We start from the raw sequence: 18,380 nt of genomic DNA on the forward strand, positions 1-18,380 counted from the left end.
TTAGTCCCTCGGGCGCTTGGTATTGGAGCGAACGCCCAAGAGCACGTCCTCCCAGTGTGGGGTGACGGCCTTGCGGCGGCGCTTCGAGGGCTTGGGCTCGGAGGACGGATTCTGCAGGAATTCGTCTTCTTCCGTCTCTTCGCTGGAACCGGAAATATCGGTGACATTGGCGGGCTGATCGCCGTCAATGGCTTCGTCGTAGCGGCCGCTGCCCAAGGAAGTCAGCGATCGCACCGGCTGCACGAAGTCCGGGTCCGTAAGATCTGCCGCGACCGAGTTGCGGGCCTCGACCGTAGCGGGGGAGGACATGGACTGCTTGAAGGTCCATTCCGCCTCGTTTTCAGAAAGGCCAGCCTTCCAGGTCACGCGCACTACCCACGGCTCGCCCTGGTGGCGGTAGGCATCCCACGTGGACTCCGAGAGGGAGTGGCCGCGGGCGGCAAAGGAGCTCGCCAGTACTTCCCACAGGGTGAGCTTGGCCGGGCCGTCTTCGCGCACCGGGTGGGCCTGCTTGGCCACCTCAGAAATGCGGTTGCGCTCCAGCATGACCGGGTAGGCGAAGGGCTCGATGCGCGATTCATCGACATGCATCTCTTCCGCGAGCTCCGCGGTGGAGGCACCGGCACGGATGCGGTTTTGGATCTCTGCCGGCCGGATCTGCTTTTCTTCCTCTTCGTGGGAGGGCTTCGGCATCGGCGCTAGCTTCGGCGGCTCCGGCTTGCTAGCGGCGGGCGTGAGGGCGGAACGCAGCTCATCGGTGATGGGAAGGGAAAACTCTTCGCCTTCTTCGGTGCGTAGCACCAATGAGTCTTCGCTCGATTCGCTGTCAACGAGAAACAGCTCGCGCATAGTGTGGCGCTCCTTTGCCTATCGACGGAAGGACGGATCTGTGATGCAGTCAACTATAACGCGAAAAGGCCCCGCGCCATGCGAGGCGGCGGGGCATGTTGATGACTTAGTTGGCATCCAGCACGTAGTCGATGCACTGCGTGAGCTTGGCGATGTCCCCAGGCTCAATCGCCGGGAACATGCCCACGCGCAGCTGGTTGCGGCCGAGCTTGCGGTACGGCTCGACATCGAGGATGCCGTTGGCGCGCAGGGTCGCGGCAAGGTGGGCAGCATCCACGGAGTCATCGAAATCGATGGTGCCCACGACTAGGGAGCGCGCTGCCGGATCGCTGACGAACGGGGTGGCCTCCGGCCGGGCTTCGGCCCAGTTGTACAGCGTGGAGGAGGACTCGGTGGTGCGCTTGACCATGCCGTCGAGCCCGCCGTTGTCATTCATCCACTGAATCTGGTTATCCAGCATGAGCAGGGTGGCTATCGCCGGGGTGTTATAGGTCTGGTTCTTGCGGGAGTTATTCACCGCGGTCTGCAGGTTCAAAAACTCCGGAATGAAGCGGTCAGAGTTGTTGATCTTTTCGATGCGCTCTAAGGCCGCCGGGGACATCGCGGCGAGCCAGAGTCCGCCGTCGGAAGCAAAGCACTTCTGCGGCGAAAAGTAGTACACGTCGGTCTCTGCAATATTGAGGGGAAGGCCGCCGGCGCCAGAGGTGGCATCGACAAGCACGAGCTGCTGGTCGTTGTGGGGGTGGGGGCGAACGACCTCCGTCATCGCGCCGGTCGAGGTTTCATTGTGGGCCCAGGCGGCGACATCGGCATCGGCCGCAAGCTCGCGCGGATCCGGGGCGGTGCCGGCGGGGGATTCGGTAAGAGCCGGGGCATCGAGCCACGGGGCCTTGGAGGCTGCCTTGGCAAACTTGGTGGAGAACTCGCCAAAGGTAAGGTGGGCCGACCGGCGTTCGATGAGGCCAAAGGTAGCCGCGTCCCAAAAAGCGGTGGCGCCGCCCAAAGACAGGACGATCTCGTAGCCTTCAGGAAGCGAGAACAGATCGCTTAAGCCCTCGCGTACGGATCCCACGAGGTTTTTCACCGCCGGCTGGCGGTGCGAGGTGCCCACGATAGCGGGGTCTATGGCCTCGATCTGGGCGGGGCGCACCTTGGAGGGGCCGCAGCCAAAGCGGCCATCGGAAGGCAAGAGATCTGCTGGCAGGGTGATTTCTGGAGTACTCATGCCGCCAGTGTAGAACAGTTCCGGTTGTACGGCAGGTATTTTGATGCCTGTAAACTTGTTGGCAGAATCACAAAGTTTGCTAGAGTGTGAATAGGTATAAGGCTGACTTGTCTAAGTTAGTGCCTTAAAGAACTCTTTAACAGGGAAAGGAAATTCCGTGTCTACTGAAGAAAACAAGGTAGTACTCAAGCACGCTGGCAACGAGTACGAGATGGATATCAAGCAGTCCACTGAGGGCGATTCCGGCTTCGATATCTCCAAGCTCCGCAAGGAAACCGGGCTTGTTACCTTCGACCCCGGCTACACCTCCACCGGCTCCACCGAGTCCAAGATTACCTTTATTAACGGTGAGGAGGGCATCCTTCGCTACCGTGGCTACGATATTGCTGAATTGGCAAATAACGCCACCTTCAATGAGGTTTCCTACCTGCTGATTAAGGGCCACCTGCCGGATGAGCAGGAACTGTCGCAGTTCAATAGCGCCATCCGCCACCACACCCTCTTGGACGAGGACTTTAAGGCGCAGTTCAACATCTTCCCGCGCGATGCCCACCCGATGGCCGTGCTTGCTTCCTCCGTGAACATTCTCTCCAGCTACTACCAAGACCAGCTGGACCCACTGGATGAGGAGCAGCTGGACAAGGCCACCGTTCGCCTGCTGGCTAAGGTGCCGATGCTGGCCGCTTACGCTTACCGCGCATCCCAGGGCAAGCCATATATGTACCCGGATAACAACCTGAACGCGCGCGAGAACTTCCTGCGCATGATGTTCGGTTACCCCACCGAGGAGTACGAGGTTGACCCGGTTGTCTCCAAGGCGCTGGACAAGCTGCTCATCCTGCACGCTGACCACGAGCAGAACTGCTCCACCTCCACCGTCCGCATGATTGGTTCCGCACAGGCCAACATGTTCGTCTCCATCGCCGGCGGCATCAACGCCCTGTCCGGCCCGCTGCACGGTGGTGCTAACCAGGCCGTGCTGGAGATGCTCGAGGACATCGAGAAGAACAACGGCGGCGACGCTACCGACTTCATGAACCGCGTGAAGAACAAGGAAAAGGGCGTTCGCCTGATGGGCTTCGGCCACCGCGTGTACAAGAACTACGACCCACGCGCGGCCATCGTCAAGGAAACCGCACACGAGATCATCGATCACCTGGGCGGCGACCCAATGCTGGACCTGGCCATGAAGCTGGAAGAGATCGCGTTGAATGACGATTACTTCGTCTCCCGCAAGCTCTACCCGAACGTGGACTTCTACACCGGCCTCATTTACCGCGCCATGGGCTTCCCGACGGACTTCTTCACTGTCCTCTTCGCCATCGGCCGCCTGCCGGGCTGGATCGCTCAGTACCGCGAGCAGCTGGAGATGAACACCAAGATCAACCGTCCTCGCCAGATTTACACCGGTGAAACCCTGCGCAAGGTTACCCCTCGCAGTGAGCGCTAAATAGCGCTTTTGGTCGCCCCAATTCAGCCGAATCGGGCTTGAGCACTATAATTGGTGCAGCTCGGTTCGGTTTTATTGCGACCGCACGAACAAACTAGATTTCCCAAGGAGAATAATCCCCATGGATAAACCTGTTATTGAAGCCCAGTCTGGCCCGGCGCCGACCGACCTCGTCATCGAGGACATCGTCGTAGGCGATGGCGCTGAAGCCCAGCCTGGTGGCGTAGTGGAGGTCCACTACGTTGGTGCCGAATATGAGACCAACCAAGAATTCGATTCCTCGTGGGACCGTGGCCAGTCCATCGAGTTCCCTCTGACCGGTCTCATTGCCGGCTGGCAAGAGGGCATCCCGGGAATGAAGGTGGGCGGTCGCCGTCAACTCATCATCCCGCCGGAAAAGGCCTACGGCCCCGCCGGCGGTGCGCACCCGCTGTCCGGCCGCACCCTGGTCTTTATCATTGACCTGATCCGCGCCGACTAAACTGCGCTAAAAACGTTGAACCGGCTCCCGAAAAAGGGGAGCCGGTTTTTCGTTGTACTGGGGCCTTAGTTCTTTCAAGTGCCCGCATAAGACGGGAAACTGGGGCACAATGGGAACTATGACTGTGCCAACTATTTCTTTCAATGATGACCGCGAGATGCCCCAGCTCGGTCTGGGCACCTACAAGCTCAATGATGATGAATGCATTCGCGTAGTCCGCGAAGCCATTGACCTGGGCTACCGCCACTTTGATACGGCGACGCTGTACAAGAACGAAGAGGCCTTGGGTACTGCGCTCCACCAGGCCATTGACGCGGGCGATGTCAGCCGCGAGGACCTGTTTATCACCTCCAAGGTCTGGCACTCCCACTACGGCGCGCAGAAGGCGGAACAAGCCTTCCAGGAATCCATGGAGAAGCTGAAGCTGGATTACTTGGACCTGTACCTCATCCACTGGCCGTGGCCACAGGGCGGGCTGTACGTGGAGACCTTTGAATCCATTGCCCGCCTGCAGGGGATGGGCCAGATCGCTTCCATTGGTGTTGCTAACTTCTACGAGGAGGTCCTCGAGGATCTCATTGACAAGACCGGTATTACCCCGGTGCTCAACCAAGTGGAGCTGCACCCTGGGTTCACCCAGCCGGAGCTGCGCGAATTCCACCACAAGCACGGCATCGTGACCGAGGCGTGGTCGCCGCTGGCGCGCGGCGTGGTGCTCAATAACCCGGAGATTGAAAAGATTGCCGCCGCGCACGAGGCTACCGAGGGCCAGGTGGTGCTGGCGTACCTGATGGCCAAGGGCATTTCCGTTATTCCGAAGTCTGCCCGCAGCGAGCGGCTCAAGGAGAACCTGGCCGCCGCGGAGCTGGAGCTGGGCAAGGATGAAATCGCAGCGATTGACTCCTTGGAAGGTCAAGAAGGCTTTGGCCGCATGTTTAATGACCCCCGCGAATTCCCGGGCGCGGAGGGCTAAGAACACACCTCGGGTTAAGGGGCCACCGGCGACGGCGTCGTCGGTGGCTTTTGCTGTGCAGGATGGCTGAGTGGGAAGTACGTGCTGGTTAAGGCACTCACCTCGCTGATAGGTGGTTCCTTTCGCGCCGCCTTTACTCATTAGTTAATGTCTGGTTAACAAAATTTGCGAACACGTTAACTCTGGGGTGGAGGGGGTGATTTGCAAAGAATATTAGCCCAGTTCACCGGAACCTATCGGGCTAAAAGGGGGGAGTTTTTGTGAGGCATATTGGCAATATTTACTGCTTTGCAAAGATTGTTCTGTATCTTACATAGCAACGCGGGTAGTGATGGACAACACATTGCGCCTCGTTTGTACAGAACCTCTCTCACCCAAGGAGACAACCCTTCTATGAGTGATACAACTGCTCCAGTCGAGCGCCGTGAGCTTACGGCAGCCGACTACATAGAAATGCGCGATAGCGAAGAGTTTGGCGAGCTGCGCAGCGCTTATCGTAGTTTCACCTTTCCCATGACCGTCGCGTTTTTCGTGTGGTACATCGTCTACGTGCTCACCGCCGTGTTTGCGCCTGATTTTATGGCCATTGAGCTTGGCGATGGCGGCTGGAACGTCGGCCTCGTCTTCGGCCTGGCCCAGTTCCTGACCACGTTCATCATTACCTGGATTTACGTGAAATACGCCAATAAGAATATTCAGCCTAAATCGGTTGCTATTCGCGAGAAGTTGGAGGCCAAGTAAATGACTACCACTTACCTTGCACAAGAAACTTCTGCCGGTAACCCGATTCTGAATATCCCCATCTTCGGCATCTTCCTCGTGGTTACCATGGCCGTCGTGTTGCGCGCCGGCAAGACTACGAAGAAGGCGTCTGACTTCTATACCGGCGGTGGCTCGTTCTCCGGCCGCCAGAATGGCTTGGCCATTTCCGGTGACTACCTTTCTGCGGCATCCTTCCTCGGCATCGTTGGTGCGGTGGCGCTTAACGGCTACGACGGATTCTTGTACTCCGTCGGCTTCTTCGTCGCTTGGCTCGTAGCCCTGATGCTCGTGGCTGAGCCGATGCGTAACGTGGGCCGCTTTACCATGGCGGACGTTTTGTCCTTCCGCCTGAAGCAAAAGCCGGTGCGCGTGGCCGCGTCCATCGCCACACTCTTCGTGACGCTGTTCTACCTCATTGCCCAGATGGCCGGCGCCGGTTCGCTGGTGGCCGTGCTGCTGAACATCCATGACTTCAAGTGGCAGGCAGTTGTCGTCGGTATCGTCGGCGTGCTGATGATCCTCTACGTCTTGGTCGGCGGCATGAAGGGCACCACCTACGTGCAGATGATTAAGGCCGTCCTGTTGGTGACCGGTGTGGTCGTCATGTGCATCATGGTGTTTGTCTCCCTGCGCGGTGGCTTCAGCAACATGTTCAGCACCGCGATTGATATGCACGCATCGTCCGATTACCTCCATGAAAAGGGCTATGAGGCCAAGGAAATCATGGAGCCGGGCCTGAAGTACGGTGGCTCTACCGCCGCTAAGCTGGACTTCATCTCCTTGGGTATGTCCCTCGTGTTGGGTGTGGGCGGCTTGCCACACGTTCTGATGCGCTTCTACACCGTGCCGACCGCCGTTGAGGCGCGCCGCTCCGTGACCTGGGCCATCGTTATCATCGGTGCCTTCTACCTGATGACCCTGATCCTGGGCTACGGTGCAGCCGCACTGGTTGGCCCGGACCGCATCCTGAACGCACCGGGTGGCGCGAACGCCGCAGCACCGCTGCTGGCACTGGAAATCGGTGGCTCCATCTTCATGGCCATTATTTCCGCCGTGGCCTTTGCTACCGTGCTCGCCGTGGTGGCGGGCCTGGCGATTACCGCCTCCGCCTCCATCGCGCACGATATCTACCACGCGGTTATCCGCAACGGTGAATCCACCGAGGCGGAGCAGGTGCGCGTCTCGCAGGCCACCGTGGTGGTCCTGGGTATCGTCTCCATTATCTTGGGTATCTTGGCGATGACCCAGAACGTGGCCTTCCTGGTCTCCCTGGCCTTCGCTGTGGCGGCATCGGCTAACCTGCCGACCATCCTGTACTCGCTGTACTGGCGCCGCTTCAACACCGCGGGTGCCGTGGCCTCCATGTACACCGGTGTTGTCTCCTGCTTGGTCCTCATCTTCTTCTCCCCGGCGGTATCCGGTAACGAAAGCGCCATGTTCCCGAACGCGGACTGGGCTATCTTCCCGCTGACCTCGCCGGGTCTGGTCAGCATCCCGCTGTCCTTCTTCGTCGGTTGGTTTGTCTCCATCGTGACCAAGCCGGACAACTTGGACGAACTGGCGGCAGAGATGGAAGTTCGTTCCCTGACCGGTGTGGGAGTCGAGGCCCCAGTCCAGCACTAATTGCCCGAAAAGGAGCAATTACCGGTAATATGGTTCGACGTGTTTAATCCGTCCTCTCTCAACGCGGCGGCATCAGTAAAGGCTGGTGCCGCCCTTGCCGTGTGCATGCTAGCCTGCTCTACGGTTGCTGGGTGCAGCAATAGTGAGCGAGATAGCACCGCCAAAGCCGAAGACACCACGATCACCGCGCATAGGGTGGCAACCGTGCCCCAGCGGATCAATGAGTTCCTCAAGGGGGATGAGGGCCATTCCATTAGCTATATTCGCCTGCACGATGGCATGTATATGGGTTCTGCGGCCGAACACGATCCCCGCCCGGCGCTCAGCCTCATCAAGCTCTATATCGCCACCTACGTCATTGAGCAGGGCGAGTACGAGGATAAATACGAAGCGCTCGGCATGATCGCCAGCTCTTCTGATAAGAGCGCCGAGGAGCTGTTTAAAAAGTATCCGGATTCCATCGATAAGATTGCCAAGGAATACGATCTGGAATCCACCAAGGCGGGCGAGACTTGGGGCTATTCGGAAACCTCCACCTATGACGTGGCCAGCTTCATCTCGCAGCTCATCAAGCGCGATGAAACCCATCCCGTGCTGGTGGCGATGTCGCACGCGGATCCAGTCTCAGAAGATGGTTATGACCAGGATTATGGCACCGCGAAGCTCTCTAATGTCGTGGGCAGCAAGTGGGGCTGGTCCAACGATAAGTCCATCAATTCTTCGGTGTCCTTTGGCAAGAACTTCGTCGCCGCGGCCTCCATTAATGGTTCTGCCAATGACCTCACGGACTACGTGAAGAGCGAGATCAACGGCGAGAACCTGGGCAAGGCCACCGAGCGGTTCTTGAAGTACAAGGATGGCGAGGACGTGCCACCCATCGAGACGACCTCAGAGAAGCCGACCTCGAGCGAGAAGAAGGACGAGGACAAGAAGGACGAAAAGAAGTCCTCCGAGCCCAAAGGGAAATAGACCTACTTAATGGCCTTGGCGATGTCCTGGGCGGCATCCGCAAGCCCGCGAATTTGCTCGTTGCTTAGCGATGACCCCTTAAAGCTCACCCCATCCGCGTTGAGCTGCGGCAGCTCCGGCATATTTGGGATGGCCTTGTCCAGGGTGGAGCTGAGATCCTGGATGCCAGGCTGCTTGGAACCGGGCGTCCATTGGCCCCAGTCGCTGGCGTAGACCTCGTTGACATCGACGATGACGTTCTCGATGGTCTGCTGGCGCGACTGCGGCAGCTGGTGAATGGTGGTCTTGGGATGAATTTTCCCGTTGGAACCCCAATCGTGCATCCAGTAGAACGTACCAATCCCATCGCGGCTGGCCCACTCGATGGTGTTGTAGTTGCCGTAGACGCCGGTCTGGTAGCCGGCCACGGACAGGGCCTTGGAAAAAGCTTGCAGGTATGGCCGGATGAACTGGGTGTAGTGCTCGCGGGTGGGGTTATCGTCGATGGCGATGTAAATGGGGCGGTGCGTGGGTCCACCGGCGGCCTTGTGCAGCGAAATGGCCTGCGGGGCGTGGATGGCGGCGCCCGCCGCGCCCTGCTTCCAATCGGCGGTTTCGGCGCGGCCGAATTGATAGACCGAGGCCGTGGGCAGGCCGGCGGCGGCATTGGCCGCGGCCTCTTGCAGCGTGACCGGCTTGCCGGTCATCCAAGCCGCGCCGGGGCGCTTATTTGAGACATAGCGAATGGCACCGATGTGTCCCGCGCGCTTGATGGCCGCGGGGGAGGGGATGCCGGAGGAAAAATCGATAATGGTGCCGCGCACCGGGCCGAGGGCGGCGGCAGAGGGTGCGGCCGTACCAATGGCACCGGCGGTTATGGCAAGGGCGCTTGCCTTCAAGAGGCCGCGACGAGACAGAGACGGTGACATGAAAAGCTCCTGCAGTGATCACATTAGTCACAATAGTTAACAAATGCACCATAGCAGGAGATAGTGGGGGAATCGTGTTTATTTTGACTCGTTGCTAAATTCCACGTTCGTGGCGTGTTCCACGGTGCGCGATACCGTGCAATCCTTCTCGTGGGAGATGCGGATGAGGTTATCCACGAGCGCGCGGGCCTTAGCGCCCTCCGGGGTGGAGGGGAAGGCGAGGTCGAAGGAGACGCGGACATCGGAAAGCCGCGAAGCGCCATCCTCATCCACGCGGTCGCCCTCTGCGCGCACCTGGAAAGACTCCGGCTCGGTGCGCCGGGAAGTCACGACATCCACATCCACCGCGGTGCACCCAGCGACGGCGGCCAGCAGGAGCTCTACCGGCGATAACAGGCCCTCCCCGCGGCCGAACTCGATGCTGGCGCCATCCGCATTGGTGGCGCGGTACACCGAATTTTCTACGCGGTTAAGGTCAACGCAATACTGCTTGGTGATTTCACTCATGGCTTAGAGCTTAAGCCAGGCTCGGGATATAGGCCACGCTGCCGCCCAAGGACATGGTGATAAAGATGGGCGCGATAACCAGGGGGCCGAGCCATACGCGGCCGGTATTGGCATAAAACATCTTGTTCAAGATGGGCAGCAGGATCATCATGGGCAAGATGGACTGCAGCATATTCACATACAGCCAGTCATCGGTCCAGTGCACCGTGCCGGTGGCGGCGAAGACGGAATATTGGATAACGAAGATCATCGCCAAGCCGACGGAGTTCGCCAGCGCCGCGATGAGGTAGGTCTGCCACTTGGGCGTATCGCTATAGCGTGTGCCCACGCCGGCGCGGATGGAGTTGGCCAGGTAGAAGATGAACATCGCCGGTACGTACATCAGCGCCACCAAGAACCAGCGCAGCGTCAGCGGGCGCGATGCCACGACCAGGAAGCGGTAATCGCTGTGGAAGGCGAGGTAGACGATGGATAGCACGGAGAAGTACACGAAGAGCAGGATGAAGGCGAGCAGTATCGTGCGCCAAAAGGTGCGCCAGCTCATCGTGATGCCCCACGCGCGGGCGCGCTCGCCGCGGGCATAGGTGGACTTATCCCGGGTGATATAGAACAAGATAAGCCCGACGATGCCGTTGACGATGGCCCACAAGACCACCGAGTTGACCATGCGCGCCGGGAAGAACCAGGTGCTGACCTTATTCGCGGCATCGTAGAAGACGTCCTGCGAAAGGTTCGCCAGCGGCATGAACGTGAAGAATGCGATGGCCGCCGAAAGCACGAAGAATGCCCAGAACTTCGCGGCCTCTTTGCCCCGCGGACGCTTCGGTACCGTCGGGAGAGCCTGTGCCACCGGGGCGAAGTAGCGGGTGCGCAAGAGCATGCGGGTCAGCGGGAAGAGCATGGCAATGCCGCCGATGAGGGACAGGAGGTTAAAGACCTCCTTGAGCCACCACGTCTGATTGCCGGAATCCATCTTCACTGGCGCATCCAGGGTGTCATCGAAGAACTCGAGGATACTGCCGATGGCACTGGGTGTAAGCGGCTGCAGCGGGTGCAGCGTTTCATCGTTATAGGCAACGCGGTACGTGCCCTCGTCGATGTCCCCGTAGCCCCGGCCGATCTCAATGCGGTCCACCTGGTCTTGTTTCTTGAGCCCAGAGTTGACCATGGACAGGGCCTCTGGGGCATCGCGCAGATCGCCATCGCCGTTGATATTGCGGTAGCCGCCCTCATCGTAGCGGGCATACCCCAGCGCCATATTGGAGTGCACGTGCGCGAACTTCTTATCGTTTAAGTTCTTGAGCCAGCCGGAGATAAAGACCGCGGAGATCTTATCCAGGTCCTCAGCGCGCTTGCGCTCGCCATCTGTGATGGTGGTGCCGCCTTCGCTATCTGGATCCTTGGCGGCTTCGAGCGCATCATCGACCTTCTTGCCGTACTTATTGGCCGCGGTGCGCACCGCGGTACCACCGGCGGAGTGGCCGGTAATGCCGATGCGATCCTCGTCGACGTAATTAAACGTATCCAAGTGGTCAGTGACGTAATCAATGGCAGTTACGACGGCGGTATCGCCATCGTCCGGGTGCTGCGAGCTCGATTCGCCCTGGTTATATGGGTCAACTACCAGGGTGACAAAGCCGCGCCGGGCCAATTCCAGCGAGTTGGAGACCTGAGTTTCCTTGGTGCGCTGGAAACCGGGCGAGACGATGACCATCGGCGCTTTATTCTCCGGCGTCGCGTCCTTCGGCCGGAAGAGATCGGCGGTGACGGTAGCGCCGTGCTTGCCGGCGATTTTGAGGTCAGTGACTTGAACATTGCCGCCATCGGTTTGCACCAGGGACGAGCCCAGGGCGCCGACGAGCACGATGACGATGCACACGAGGAGCTTCCAGCCATCGCTAAAGCGGCGCTTCTTCGATACTTCAGCGGGCAACTGCTGTGCCTGCTGCTCTAGAGAAAGGGACGACCGCTCTTCCATGGGAGCGGAGGAGAGGGATGTGGAGTCGGACATATACGCGTTCCTTGTGGGGTGGTACTTCATTGAAACGAGTGGGCTGAAAGTCCGATAGTGGAAAACTTAAAGTCCAGCGTGGAAGCACATTAGGTCCGCCCGAAAGCCGGTGCAAACGGTGCACTTTCCAGGAGTGCTGTACGGACGCTGAGCTGCTTAAATTCCGCCCGGCGCAGTGAATTAATTACGCGAGGAGGGTAAGGGGTGCGGCAACCCCACATTGGGGGATTAACCTATAGCCCAATAGATATTTGTATACCTGTAGTACTACCGTTATGAAAAGCAATGAAGGAACCCTACAAGGAGAAACAATGGATTCGGTGATCGCAGGCAATGCGAGCTGGATGCTCATGAGCGCGGCTCTCGTGCTGCTCATGACCCCAGCCCTGGCACTTTTTTACGGAGGCATGACAGAGCGCCGCGGTGTGCTCAACATGATGCTGATGTCCTTCGGCTCACTAGCGGTAGTCAGCATCATTTACATCCTCTGGGGCTGGTCAATGAGCTACGGCACGGAGTCTTGGGGCGGCATCGTTGCCAACCCCTTCGAGTTCTTCGGGCTCAAGGATTCCATCTTTGATGCCAACGGTGAGTACCTCGAAGGTGCGGAAGGCTACGCCAATATCATCGATATCGGCTTCCAGCTCACCTTCGCCGTTATTTCCACCGCGATTATCTCCGGTGCACTCGCGGGCCGTGTGAAGTTCGGTACCTGGATGATTTTCAGTGGCCTGTGGGCAACCTTTGTCTACTTCCCGCTGGCTCACATGGTCTGGGGCGGTGGCATCCTGGGTGAGGGTGAAAGCAGCGTCACCAGCTGGATCTTTGGCAGCGAAGGTGGGGAAGCGCTTGTGGCACCGATTGACTTTGCCGGTGGTACCGTCGTCCACATTTCCGCCGGTACGGCCGCACTGGTCTTAGCGATTGTCGTGGGCAAGCGCCAAGGCTTCCCGAAGAGCGTTCAGCGTCCCCACAACCTGCCCATGGTCATGCTCGGTGCCGGCCTGCTGTGGTTCGGTTGGTTCGGCTTCAATGGCGGTTCCGCCTTCGCAGCCGATGGCCTCGCCGGCCTGGCCTGGGTCAACACCACCGCCGCAACGGCTGCCGCAATCCTAGGTTGGTTGCTCGTGGAAAAGCTCCGCGATAACTACTGCACTTCCTTAGGTGCAGCCTCCGGCGTGGTTGCCGGCCTAGTCACCATTACCCCGGCCGCCGGCGACCTGAACCCGGTCACCTCCCTCATCATGGGTGCCCTCGGCGGCATGCTGGGCTGCCTGGGCGTGGGCCTGAAGTTCCGCTTCGGCTTCGATGATTCCCTCGACGTCGTGGGCGTCCACCTGGTCGCTGGCTTGTGGGGCACCGTGGCGGTTGCGTTCTTTGCCAATGATCGCGGCATCTTTACCGGCGGCGGCGCCGAAGGCTGGAAGCTGCTCATCGTACAGATCCTCATCGCCGCAATCGCCATGGTCTTCGCCGCAGTCATTACCGCCATCATTGCGGTGATTTTGAAGGCGACCATTGGCTGGCGCGTGACCGACCAGATTGAAACCGACGGCATTGACTTTGGTGGTCACCGTGAGACCGGCTATGACATTGGCGGCCGTGCCATGCGCGGTACCACCAGCCGCAACTAAAACGCCCAGCGATACCTAGGAGCAACAATGAAACTCGTAACAGCCGTGGTCAAGCCCTTTACTCTTGATGATATCCAGCAAGCCCTACAAAAGCTCGGCTCGCCCGGCATGACGGTGACCGAAATCGAAGGCTTTGGCCAGCAACGCGGCAACAAGGAAATCTACCGCGGCGCCCAATTCGCCACCTCCTTTGTGCCTAAGGCCAAAATCGAGCTCATCGTGGCAGACGATGACGCCGAAGCAATTGTCGATGCCATCGTCGACGCCGCCTGCACCGGCGAAATCGGCGACGGCAAGATATGGATAGCCCCCGTCGAAGACGTCATCCGCGTCCGCACCGACGAGCGTGGGGAGAAGGCTATTTAAGCCTCCAAGACACCGGCGCCCCAGGCCTCCTCAGAAGAGTGGAGGGCTGGGGCTCTAAGCTGTCGTTAAATCTTATGGTGAAGAAACAATGGGACCATCGAACCGGTTTGTGCCGAATCGGAACTATCGGCCTTAAAACGATGAGAGGGTGTGTGCTCTCCTTTGACGGCTACTCACTGGCTAAAGATCATTCCTCAGGCATCGGGCGGTGCCTAACCGAAGCTAGCGACAAGTTCTACTGCTCATCAAAAGAAAAGTAATAGAAACGCAGACGAACATAACCTGCCCTTGTCCAGGGGTAAAGTTAGGAATTTTGGGTACCTTTAAGCGGAACTGCTGACAACGCAATGGATGCCGAAATGGAACCCTTGCGTTAATCCTGGATTATCTTGTTTATGTTGCTGTTACCGAACGCTGTGGCAGCAGGACCGCGGCCACGGAAATAGGCATTGCCCTTTGTTCGGCAGTTGGGATAATTCCACCTGCATCGTTAGTACATGTCAGGAGGTCAGTAGCAGCCATTATCGGCCCTTTATAAGAGCAAGCCTTGACGTGAATTCCGACAAGCCAAGGGCGTGACCGTGTAGGGCGCTTACGCATGTGTTCTCAAGGACCCCTTTGAACTGGACACTGGCCCTGATGGAAATATTTAGCTTCCTGCTTTACACATGAGAAGCTTGAAGAATGAGTCAATCCTCTTCTTCTTTTCCTCACCGTTCGACGATCCGCAATATTGCAAACGTCCTGGCCAGCCCTGAACCACCGTGCCTGACTGGAAGTCAGATTGACCAGCTTCTGCAAGATATAGACGCGCCACCACGTGGAACCGGAAATAAACGAGAGGGACTGTTTGGCGCGCTTACTAACACGTCCAATTCGGAGTCAGCCGCTCAACGTACGCGTGACTTCATAGCGGCGGCAATGAGTCCGGCACGACACACTAACAACCGCCAGTTCTGGGAGGATTTGCGTCGCCAGCTCAACCGGGTACTGATCACTGAGGGGTGGCACATCGACGAAGATTGCCGGTTGATCGAATTCGGCGAAGTAGCAAATAAATTTGACGATATTGACCGTCTCACAAACTCTCTCATGGAGGAGCTACATCGGCGAGGTACTCACGAGCATCTGCTGGAATATTGCAGTCAAGAACTGATCTCCCAGTCACTGTTCCATGCGATATCCGAGGCCGCCAAGTCGATTCCTGATCGCATCCGTAACCTTACAGGCCTGACGGATGATGGCCAGGACTTGTTCGACACCGCTTTGGGAACAAAGAATTCTGCTCCTAGGCTTTTAATTAATGGACTTTCCACACAGTCGGAGGAATCAGAACAAAAAGGGTTTAGGAACCTTCTGGTAGGTATCTATGGGCACTACCGGAATCCTCGCGCACATCAAACCCGGCGGGGAAGTGAGGAAGACCAACATGACTTTCTCGATGCTTTTAGCTTATTTTCTTATGTTCACCGTCGCCTCGATTCAGCCCAGCTTGATCAGTCCTTCAGATAGAAGTCGCACCCGAACCTATCTTCCGAAAGTGGCACCCATCAATTCGCTCGATTCTAGTAACCATAGAACTTAAGCGTCCCAGGTTTGTTCTGTTTGAGTAGATGGAAAACCTGGAACTTGCCAAGAAGGACCCAGCCTCCGGCGTGTCCACTTTCCGGGGGTCAGGCCCCAGCAGCGTTGAAGAAGGTGTATACAGCTACTGATGAATCCACGGCAGAAGCGGCGTTGAAGGAATTCTCCAAGTCTGAACTGGGTGTGAAGTACCCTCAGTCGGTCAAGGTCTAGGAGGATGCGTGGGATAGATTCGTGCCATTTTTGCAGTTTCCTCCAGCGGCCAGGAAGGTTATCTATACGACGAATTCGATTGAATCGTTTAACAACCAGCTGCGTAAAGCCACGCGCAACCGGGTCCAATTTACTAATGATGATTCCGCGTTAAAGACGCTGTGGTTGATGATCTGCAATATTGAAGACAAACGAGCTATCAAGCGGGCGAAACAAGGCAAACGGGCCTCGGCTACAACCAGCAGGCTCGTGGAAGGAGCACGAGTATCCGGCTGGAAACAAGCCATCAACCAAATGGCCGTGGCCTTTCCTGACCGCTTCGACAAATACCTATAAACCTAACCCCACACACAAACAACTTGACACGCTCGGCGCAGGGAGCGGAAATAGCTACCTAGCAACTAGCTAACAATGCTATGTTTTCACGACCTGCGGGAAACGCAGAATTTAAAATCCTATTTTACTAACATCAAACCAGGATATTGAAACTTGATTATCAGGCCGTCACTCTACTAAGCCAACCGCTTTTCGACAGTAAAGGAAGAATCTGCTTTCTCTATTAAAATTTTTTGCAATTCAGAAAACGACTCCTCTACAAAATCAATAGTTTTGGGTAAGCCGTCCTGTACTTCCTCTGGAAAACTATCACTTCTATATGTGGGATCACCGTGCGCAATGCCGTTGCGTATTTCGACCATTTTATCAATAGTTTCGCCATTTCTGTGGAAAAATTCAGGGATGCGTATGTCCAAATCGCGTAACAATTTTTTTAAAACTTTGATTCTGAGATTTGAGGAAGTATTAGAAAATATTTTTATTTCTTGTTCCTGAAGCTCCAATCGATCATCATCGAGCTGTTCAATGAAACGCGCCCGTAGTTTTTGAAGTTCTTCAGGAGAAAGATCCGAGTTCTCCATGGCTTTTTTGTGCTCTTCCAGTCTCGTCCTCAGGATACGTCGAACTGCCCTTGGGTGTGATTGGGCTTCCCGAAAAGATACGTAACCTAATGATTTCAAGTAAATTTGAATAGCTTGCTTTACGTATCCTTCCCAATGGGAATAGGTAAGTATATACATCGCACGCTTGTCTAAAGCCGATAACGGAACTACTCGTCCACTGCTGTCATCTTCAATATATTGATAGCGAACGATAGTTTTTTCGGGGTTGTTGGGATCTTTTTGAGTTGTCTTTCGATACTGGAAGTTGAACTTGCTCACCAGTTTGTTTAGCTCTTTTTTCCTCCACGCGCTGGCCTCGGTTAATGCACCAAATAATTCATCGATGTCACGCATTTGTTTCAATTTCTAACGCCTTTTAAAGTATTGACGTCCGAAGTTAATCATTTTTGGAAAACGATCGCGGGCATTTACTCCAGATCCTACGTGTTCGCGGAATTCATCAGAAGTCCAAAAATCGGACAGTAATCCTTGGAGGGTTTCAGGTGTACTCTCCCAGAAGTCTATTTCATTTGATACGCCGGACATTACAAATTCAAAGGCAGCATTTGATGCTGGACCGCGACGGGATTTCCCATCTTCAGAGAGTCGACGGAGCGCATCACTGCCTCCTGCAGACAGAACCAAGGAAACAGTCCTATTAAACAAATCCGTATCGGGAGTATAACTGGACTCTTCCCGTAAAGCAGCACCTTTCGCCCACGCCGTCAGGTATTCTCCGAAGTCTTCTCGAAGTGACGAGGTGTCTCCGGAAAATTCGCTCTGCATGAAAAATCGTAAAACAAGCTCATCGCTGAAAGCTTGTTTCGACTTTCTATCTGAGAGTTGAACAAGTTTAAGGAAGTCCTCGTTCTGTGCACATGACTTAATGGTTTTAAAGAAACTCGGGTTAACCATCAGTAACAGGCAGTTTCGGAGTTCTTGCTGAGTAAGGCTAGCTCCAGAATTCAAGCGCAAGAATAAATTGTACTTAGCTTCTGCAGAAGAAGTACTCTCCAGCATCGTGACATCGATACGCGTAGTTTCTAGTTTTCTTTTAAGCGCTCTCGGTAGGTCGATCCAACTAAGATCTTCTGCCTCGACTAGGTGTTCCAATCTAGACAGAGCAAATGGCTCAAGAGAAAATTCCGAGTCCCTACCCGAATCGGTTAATGCTTCTTCATCGGCACCGTCCATGCTATTGTCGCCCGACTCAAGGTTATTGTCCGAATCCGGAAAGGTCATCCCCATAAAACTGAAAATGGTGGAGAGTCTCTGTACACCATCAACCACATCCCAATCACCATCAAAATCTTCGGAAACAAAGACTGAGGGTAGTGGAATGGACAACAACATGGATTCAATCAGAGAAGATTTCTGTTCTTTGGTCCACCGGAACGTTCTCTGAAACTCTGGGCGGATATTTATCTGCCCTTCCTCAAACATGCTCCTTAACTCCCTCACCGAGTACGAGGTTGTTGCTGCCCGGACTTCTTGAGACCTAGCTTTAACAGCGTTGACAAGCTCTTCTTCACTAATGGCTGACATAAATCGTCCTTTCAATTCGTATAGAACTACAAAATCCACTCGCAATTATATCGTGAAAACTAAATGCGTGGGTCCTTTTTTGAGCGCCCGTTAAGTCCTCTGGGGTTCCCGCAAATCGTGGACACGCAGTGAAGCTACCTTGAGGTTAGACAACCATCTATTTTGTCGGCAGTAAATCCGATGTGGTTTTCGAAGACGACTGGGCTGACCATCCTGTTTGCTCCAGGGTCAGCTTCATCGAGCCTGTTAAGTTGTTCATGCGTGGGGTCTGGATTATAGGCTTTATCGAAGCAGTCGGGGACGGCCATTGAGGGGATCCGATGGTTGGTGTGTAGGTTCCCA

General features: G+C 56.2%; 16 protein-coding genes and 1 pseudogene. 10 read left to right on the plus strand and 7 right to left on the minus strand.

Features of this window, described 5'->3' with window-relative positions:
• Both sepH and serC read right to left on the minus strand, forming a co-directional pair.
• On the minus strand, positions 1 to 849 hold the full coding sequence (gene sepH, locus CACC_RS03700; RefSeq protein ID WP_005279840.1) for a septation protein SepH: 849 nt from the start codon (positions 847 to 849) through the stop codon (positions 1 to 3).
• Between the two features lie 106 nt (positions 850 to 955).
• Entirely contained in the window at positions 956 to 2,074 is a 1,119-nt protein-coding gene (gene serC, locus CACC_RS03705; RefSeq protein WP_005279841.1) for a phosphoserine transaminase, read from the minus strand.
• A gap of 157 nt (positions 2,075 to 2,231) precedes the next feature.
• Between serC and CACC_RS03710 the strand changes: the two genes are divergently transcribed.
• The 6 genes from CACC_RS03710 (at position 2,232) to CACC_RS03735 (ending at position 8,332) form a co-directional block, all read left to right on the plus strand.
• Positions 2,232 to 3,524: a citrate synthase gene (locus CACC_RS03710; protein ID WP_005279842.1), complete on the plus strand. Its 1,293-nt coding sequence runs from the start codon at positions 2,232 to 2,234 to the stop codon at positions 3,522 to 3,524.
• A 121-nt stretch (positions 3,525 to 3,645) separates the two neighbouring features.
• Positions 3,646 to 4,005 (plus strand): FKBP-type peptidyl-prolyl cis-trans isomerase, encoded by a 360-nt coding sequence (locus CACC_RS03715; protein ID WP_005279843.1) that lies wholly within the window; start codon positions 3,646 to 3,648, stop codon positions 4,003 to 4,005.
• A gap of 109 nt (positions 4,006 to 4,114) precedes the next feature.
• Positions 4,115 to 4,978: an aldo/keto reductase gene (locus tag CACC_RS03720; RefSeq protein WP_005279844.1), complete on the plus strand. Its 864-nt coding sequence runs from the start codon at positions 4,115 to 4,117 to the stop codon at positions 4,976 to 4,978.
• Positions 4,979 to 5,371: 393 nt separating this feature from the next.
• Complete coding sequence (locus CACC_RS03725; protein ID WP_005279845.1) at positions 5,372 to 5,719, plus strand: DUF485 domain-containing protein; 348 nt, start codon at positions 5,372 to 5,374, stop codon at positions 5,717 to 5,719.
• The gene (locus CACC_RS03730; RefSeq protein WP_005279846.1) at positions 5,720 to 7,363 is read left to right on the plus strand and encodes a solute symporter family protein; all 1,644 of its coding nucleotides are present in this window, start codon (positions 5,720 to 5,722) and stop codon (positions 7,361 to 7,363) included. It abuts the gene before it with no gap.
• A 39-nt stretch (positions 7,364 to 7,402) separates the two neighbouring features.
• Entirely contained in the window at positions 7,403 to 8,332 is a 930-nt protein-coding gene (locus tag CACC_RS03735; protein ID WP_244262169.1) for a hypothetical protein, read from the plus strand.
• 2 nt (positions 8,333 to 8,334) lie between these two features.
• On the opposite strand, the gene CACC_RS03740 is transcribed toward CACC_RS03735, so the two are convergent.
• The 3 genes from CACC_RS03740 to CACC_RS03750 all read right to left on the minus strand — a co-directional run bounded on the left by CACC_RS03740 (position 8,335) and on the right by CACC_RS03750 (position 11,758).
• A complete protein-coding gene (locus CACC_RS03740; RefSeq protein WP_005279849.1) occupies positions 8,335 to 9,240 on the minus strand; it encodes a DUF1906 domain-containing protein in 906 nt (301 codons plus the stop codon).
• A 78-nt stretch (positions 9,241 to 9,318) separates the two neighbouring features.
• Complete coding sequence (locus CACC_RS03745) at positions 9,319 to 9,747, minus strand: OsmC family protein (protein WP_005279850.1); 429 nt, start codon at positions 9,745 to 9,747, stop codon at positions 9,319 to 9,321.
• Between the two features lie 10 nt (positions 9,748 to 9,757).
• Entirely contained in the window at positions 9,758 to 11,758 is a 2,001-nt protein-coding gene (locus CACC_RS03750; RefSeq protein ID WP_005279853.1) for a poly(ethylene terephthalate) hydrolase family protein, read from the minus strand.
• A 311-nt stretch (positions 11,759 to 12,069) separates the two neighbouring features.
• Between CACC_RS03750 and CACC_RS03755 the strand changes: the two genes are divergently transcribed.
• The 4 genes and pseudogenes from CACC_RS03755 to CACC_RS03770 form a co-directional block, all read left to right on the plus strand.
• Positions 12,070 to 13,392 (plus strand): ammonium transporter, encoded by a 1,323-nt coding sequence (locus tag CACC_RS03755; protein WP_005279855.1) that lies wholly within the window; start codon positions 12,070 to 12,072, stop codon positions 13,390 to 13,392.
• A gap of 27 nt (positions 13,393 to 13,419) precedes the next feature.
• Positions 13,420 to 13,758: a P-II family nitrogen regulator gene (locus CACC_RS03760; RefSeq protein WP_005279856.1), complete on the plus strand. Its 339-nt coding sequence runs from the start codon at positions 13,420 to 13,422 to the stop codon at positions 13,756 to 13,758.
• 684 nt (positions 13,759 to 14,442) lie between these two features.
• On the plus strand, positions 14,443 to 15,270 hold the full coding sequence (locus CACC_RS03765) for a TIGR02391 family protein (protein WP_035108585.1): 828 nt from the start codon (positions 14,443 to 14,445) through the stop codon (positions 15,268 to 15,270).
• A gap of 177 nt (positions 15,271 to 15,447) precedes the next feature.
• Positions 15,448 to 15,891 (plus strand): annotated as a pseudogene (locus CACC_RS03770) (transposase); the annotation flags it as partial.
• Positions 15,892 to 16,067: 176 nt separating this feature from the next.
• Here CACC_RS03770 and CACC_RS03775 read toward each other — a convergent pair.
• On the minus strand, positions 16,068 to 16,847 hold the full coding sequence (locus CACC_RS03775; protein WP_005279861.1) for an MAE_28990/MAE_18760 family HEPN-like nuclease: 780 nt from the start codon (positions 16,845 to 16,847) through the stop codon (positions 16,068 to 16,070).
• 12 nt (positions 16,848 to 16,859) lie between these two features.
• Positions 16,860 to 18,038: a DUF262 domain-containing protein gene (locus CACC_RS03780; protein ID WP_005279862.1), complete on the minus strand. Its 1,179-nt coding sequence runs from the start codon at positions 18,036 to 18,038 to the stop codon at positions 16,860 to 16,862.
• Between the last annotated feature and the right edge of the window lie 342 nt (positions 18,039 to 18,380).

Origin of the sequence: Corynebacterium accolens (assembly GCF_023520795.1) — a bacterium.
Taxonomy (GTDB): Bacteria; Actinomycetota; Actinomycetes; order Mycobacteriales; family Mycobacteriaceae; genus Corynebacterium; species Corynebacterium accolens.

Excerpts from the sequence above, each read along its gene's own strand:
- CACC_RS03755 (WP_005279855.1), top strand. The coding sequence starts at position 12,070 with ATGGATTCGGTGATCGCAGGCAATGCGAGCTGGATGCTCATGAGCGCG.
- CACC_RS03775 (WP_005279861.1), bottom strand. The coding sequence starts at position 16,847 with ATGCGTGACATCGATGAATTATTTGGTGCATTAACCGAGGCCAGCGCG.
- CACC_RS03750 (WP_005279853.1), bottom strand. The coding sequence starts at position 11,758 with ATGTCCGACTCCACATCCCTCTCCTCCGCTCCCATGGAAGAGCGGTCG.
- CACC_RS03730 (WP_005279846.1), top strand. The coding sequence starts at position 5,720 with ATGACTACCACTTACCTTGCACAAGAAACTTCTGCCGGTAACCCGATT.
- CACC_RS03780 (WP_005279862.1), bottom strand. The coding sequence starts at position 18,038 with ATGTCAGCCATTAGTGAAGAAGAGCTTGTCAACGCTGTTAAAGCTAGG.
- CACC_RS03760 (WP_005279856.1), top strand. The coding sequence starts at position 13,420 with ATGAAACTCGTAACAGCCGTGGTCAAGCCCTTTACTCTTGATGATATC.
- CACC_RS03740 (WP_005279849.1), bottom strand. The coding sequence starts at position 9,240 with ATGTCACCGTCTCTGTCTCGTCGCGGCCTCTTGAAGGCAAGCGCCCTT.
- serC (WP_005279841.1), bottom strand. The coding sequence starts at position 2,074 with ATGAGTACTCCAGAAATCACCCTGCCAGCAGATCTCTTGCCTTCCGAT.
- CACC_RS03745 (WP_005279850.1), bottom strand. The coding sequence starts at position 9,747 with ATGAGTGAAATCACCAAGCAGTATTGCGTTGACCTTAACCGCGTAGAA.
- CACC_RS03725 (WP_005279845.1), top strand. The coding sequence starts at position 5,372 with ATGAGTGATACAACTGCTCCAGTCGAGCGCCGTGAGCTTACGGCAGCC.
- sepH (WP_005279840.1), bottom strand. The coding sequence starts at position 849 with ATGCGCGAGCTGTTTCTCGTTGACAGCGAATCGAGCGAAGACTCATTG.
- CACC_RS03715 (WP_005279843.1), top strand. The coding sequence starts at position 3,646 with ATGGATAAACCTGTTATTGAAGCCCAGTCTGGCCCGGCGCCGACCGAC.
- CACC_RS03720 (WP_005279844.1), top strand. The coding sequence starts at position 4,115 with ATGGGAACTATGACTGTGCCAACTATTTCTTTCAATGATGACCGCGAG.
- CACC_RS03765 (WP_035108585.1), top strand. The coding sequence starts at position 14,443 with ATGAGTCAATCCTCTTCTTCTTTTCCTCACCGTTCGACGATCCGCAAT.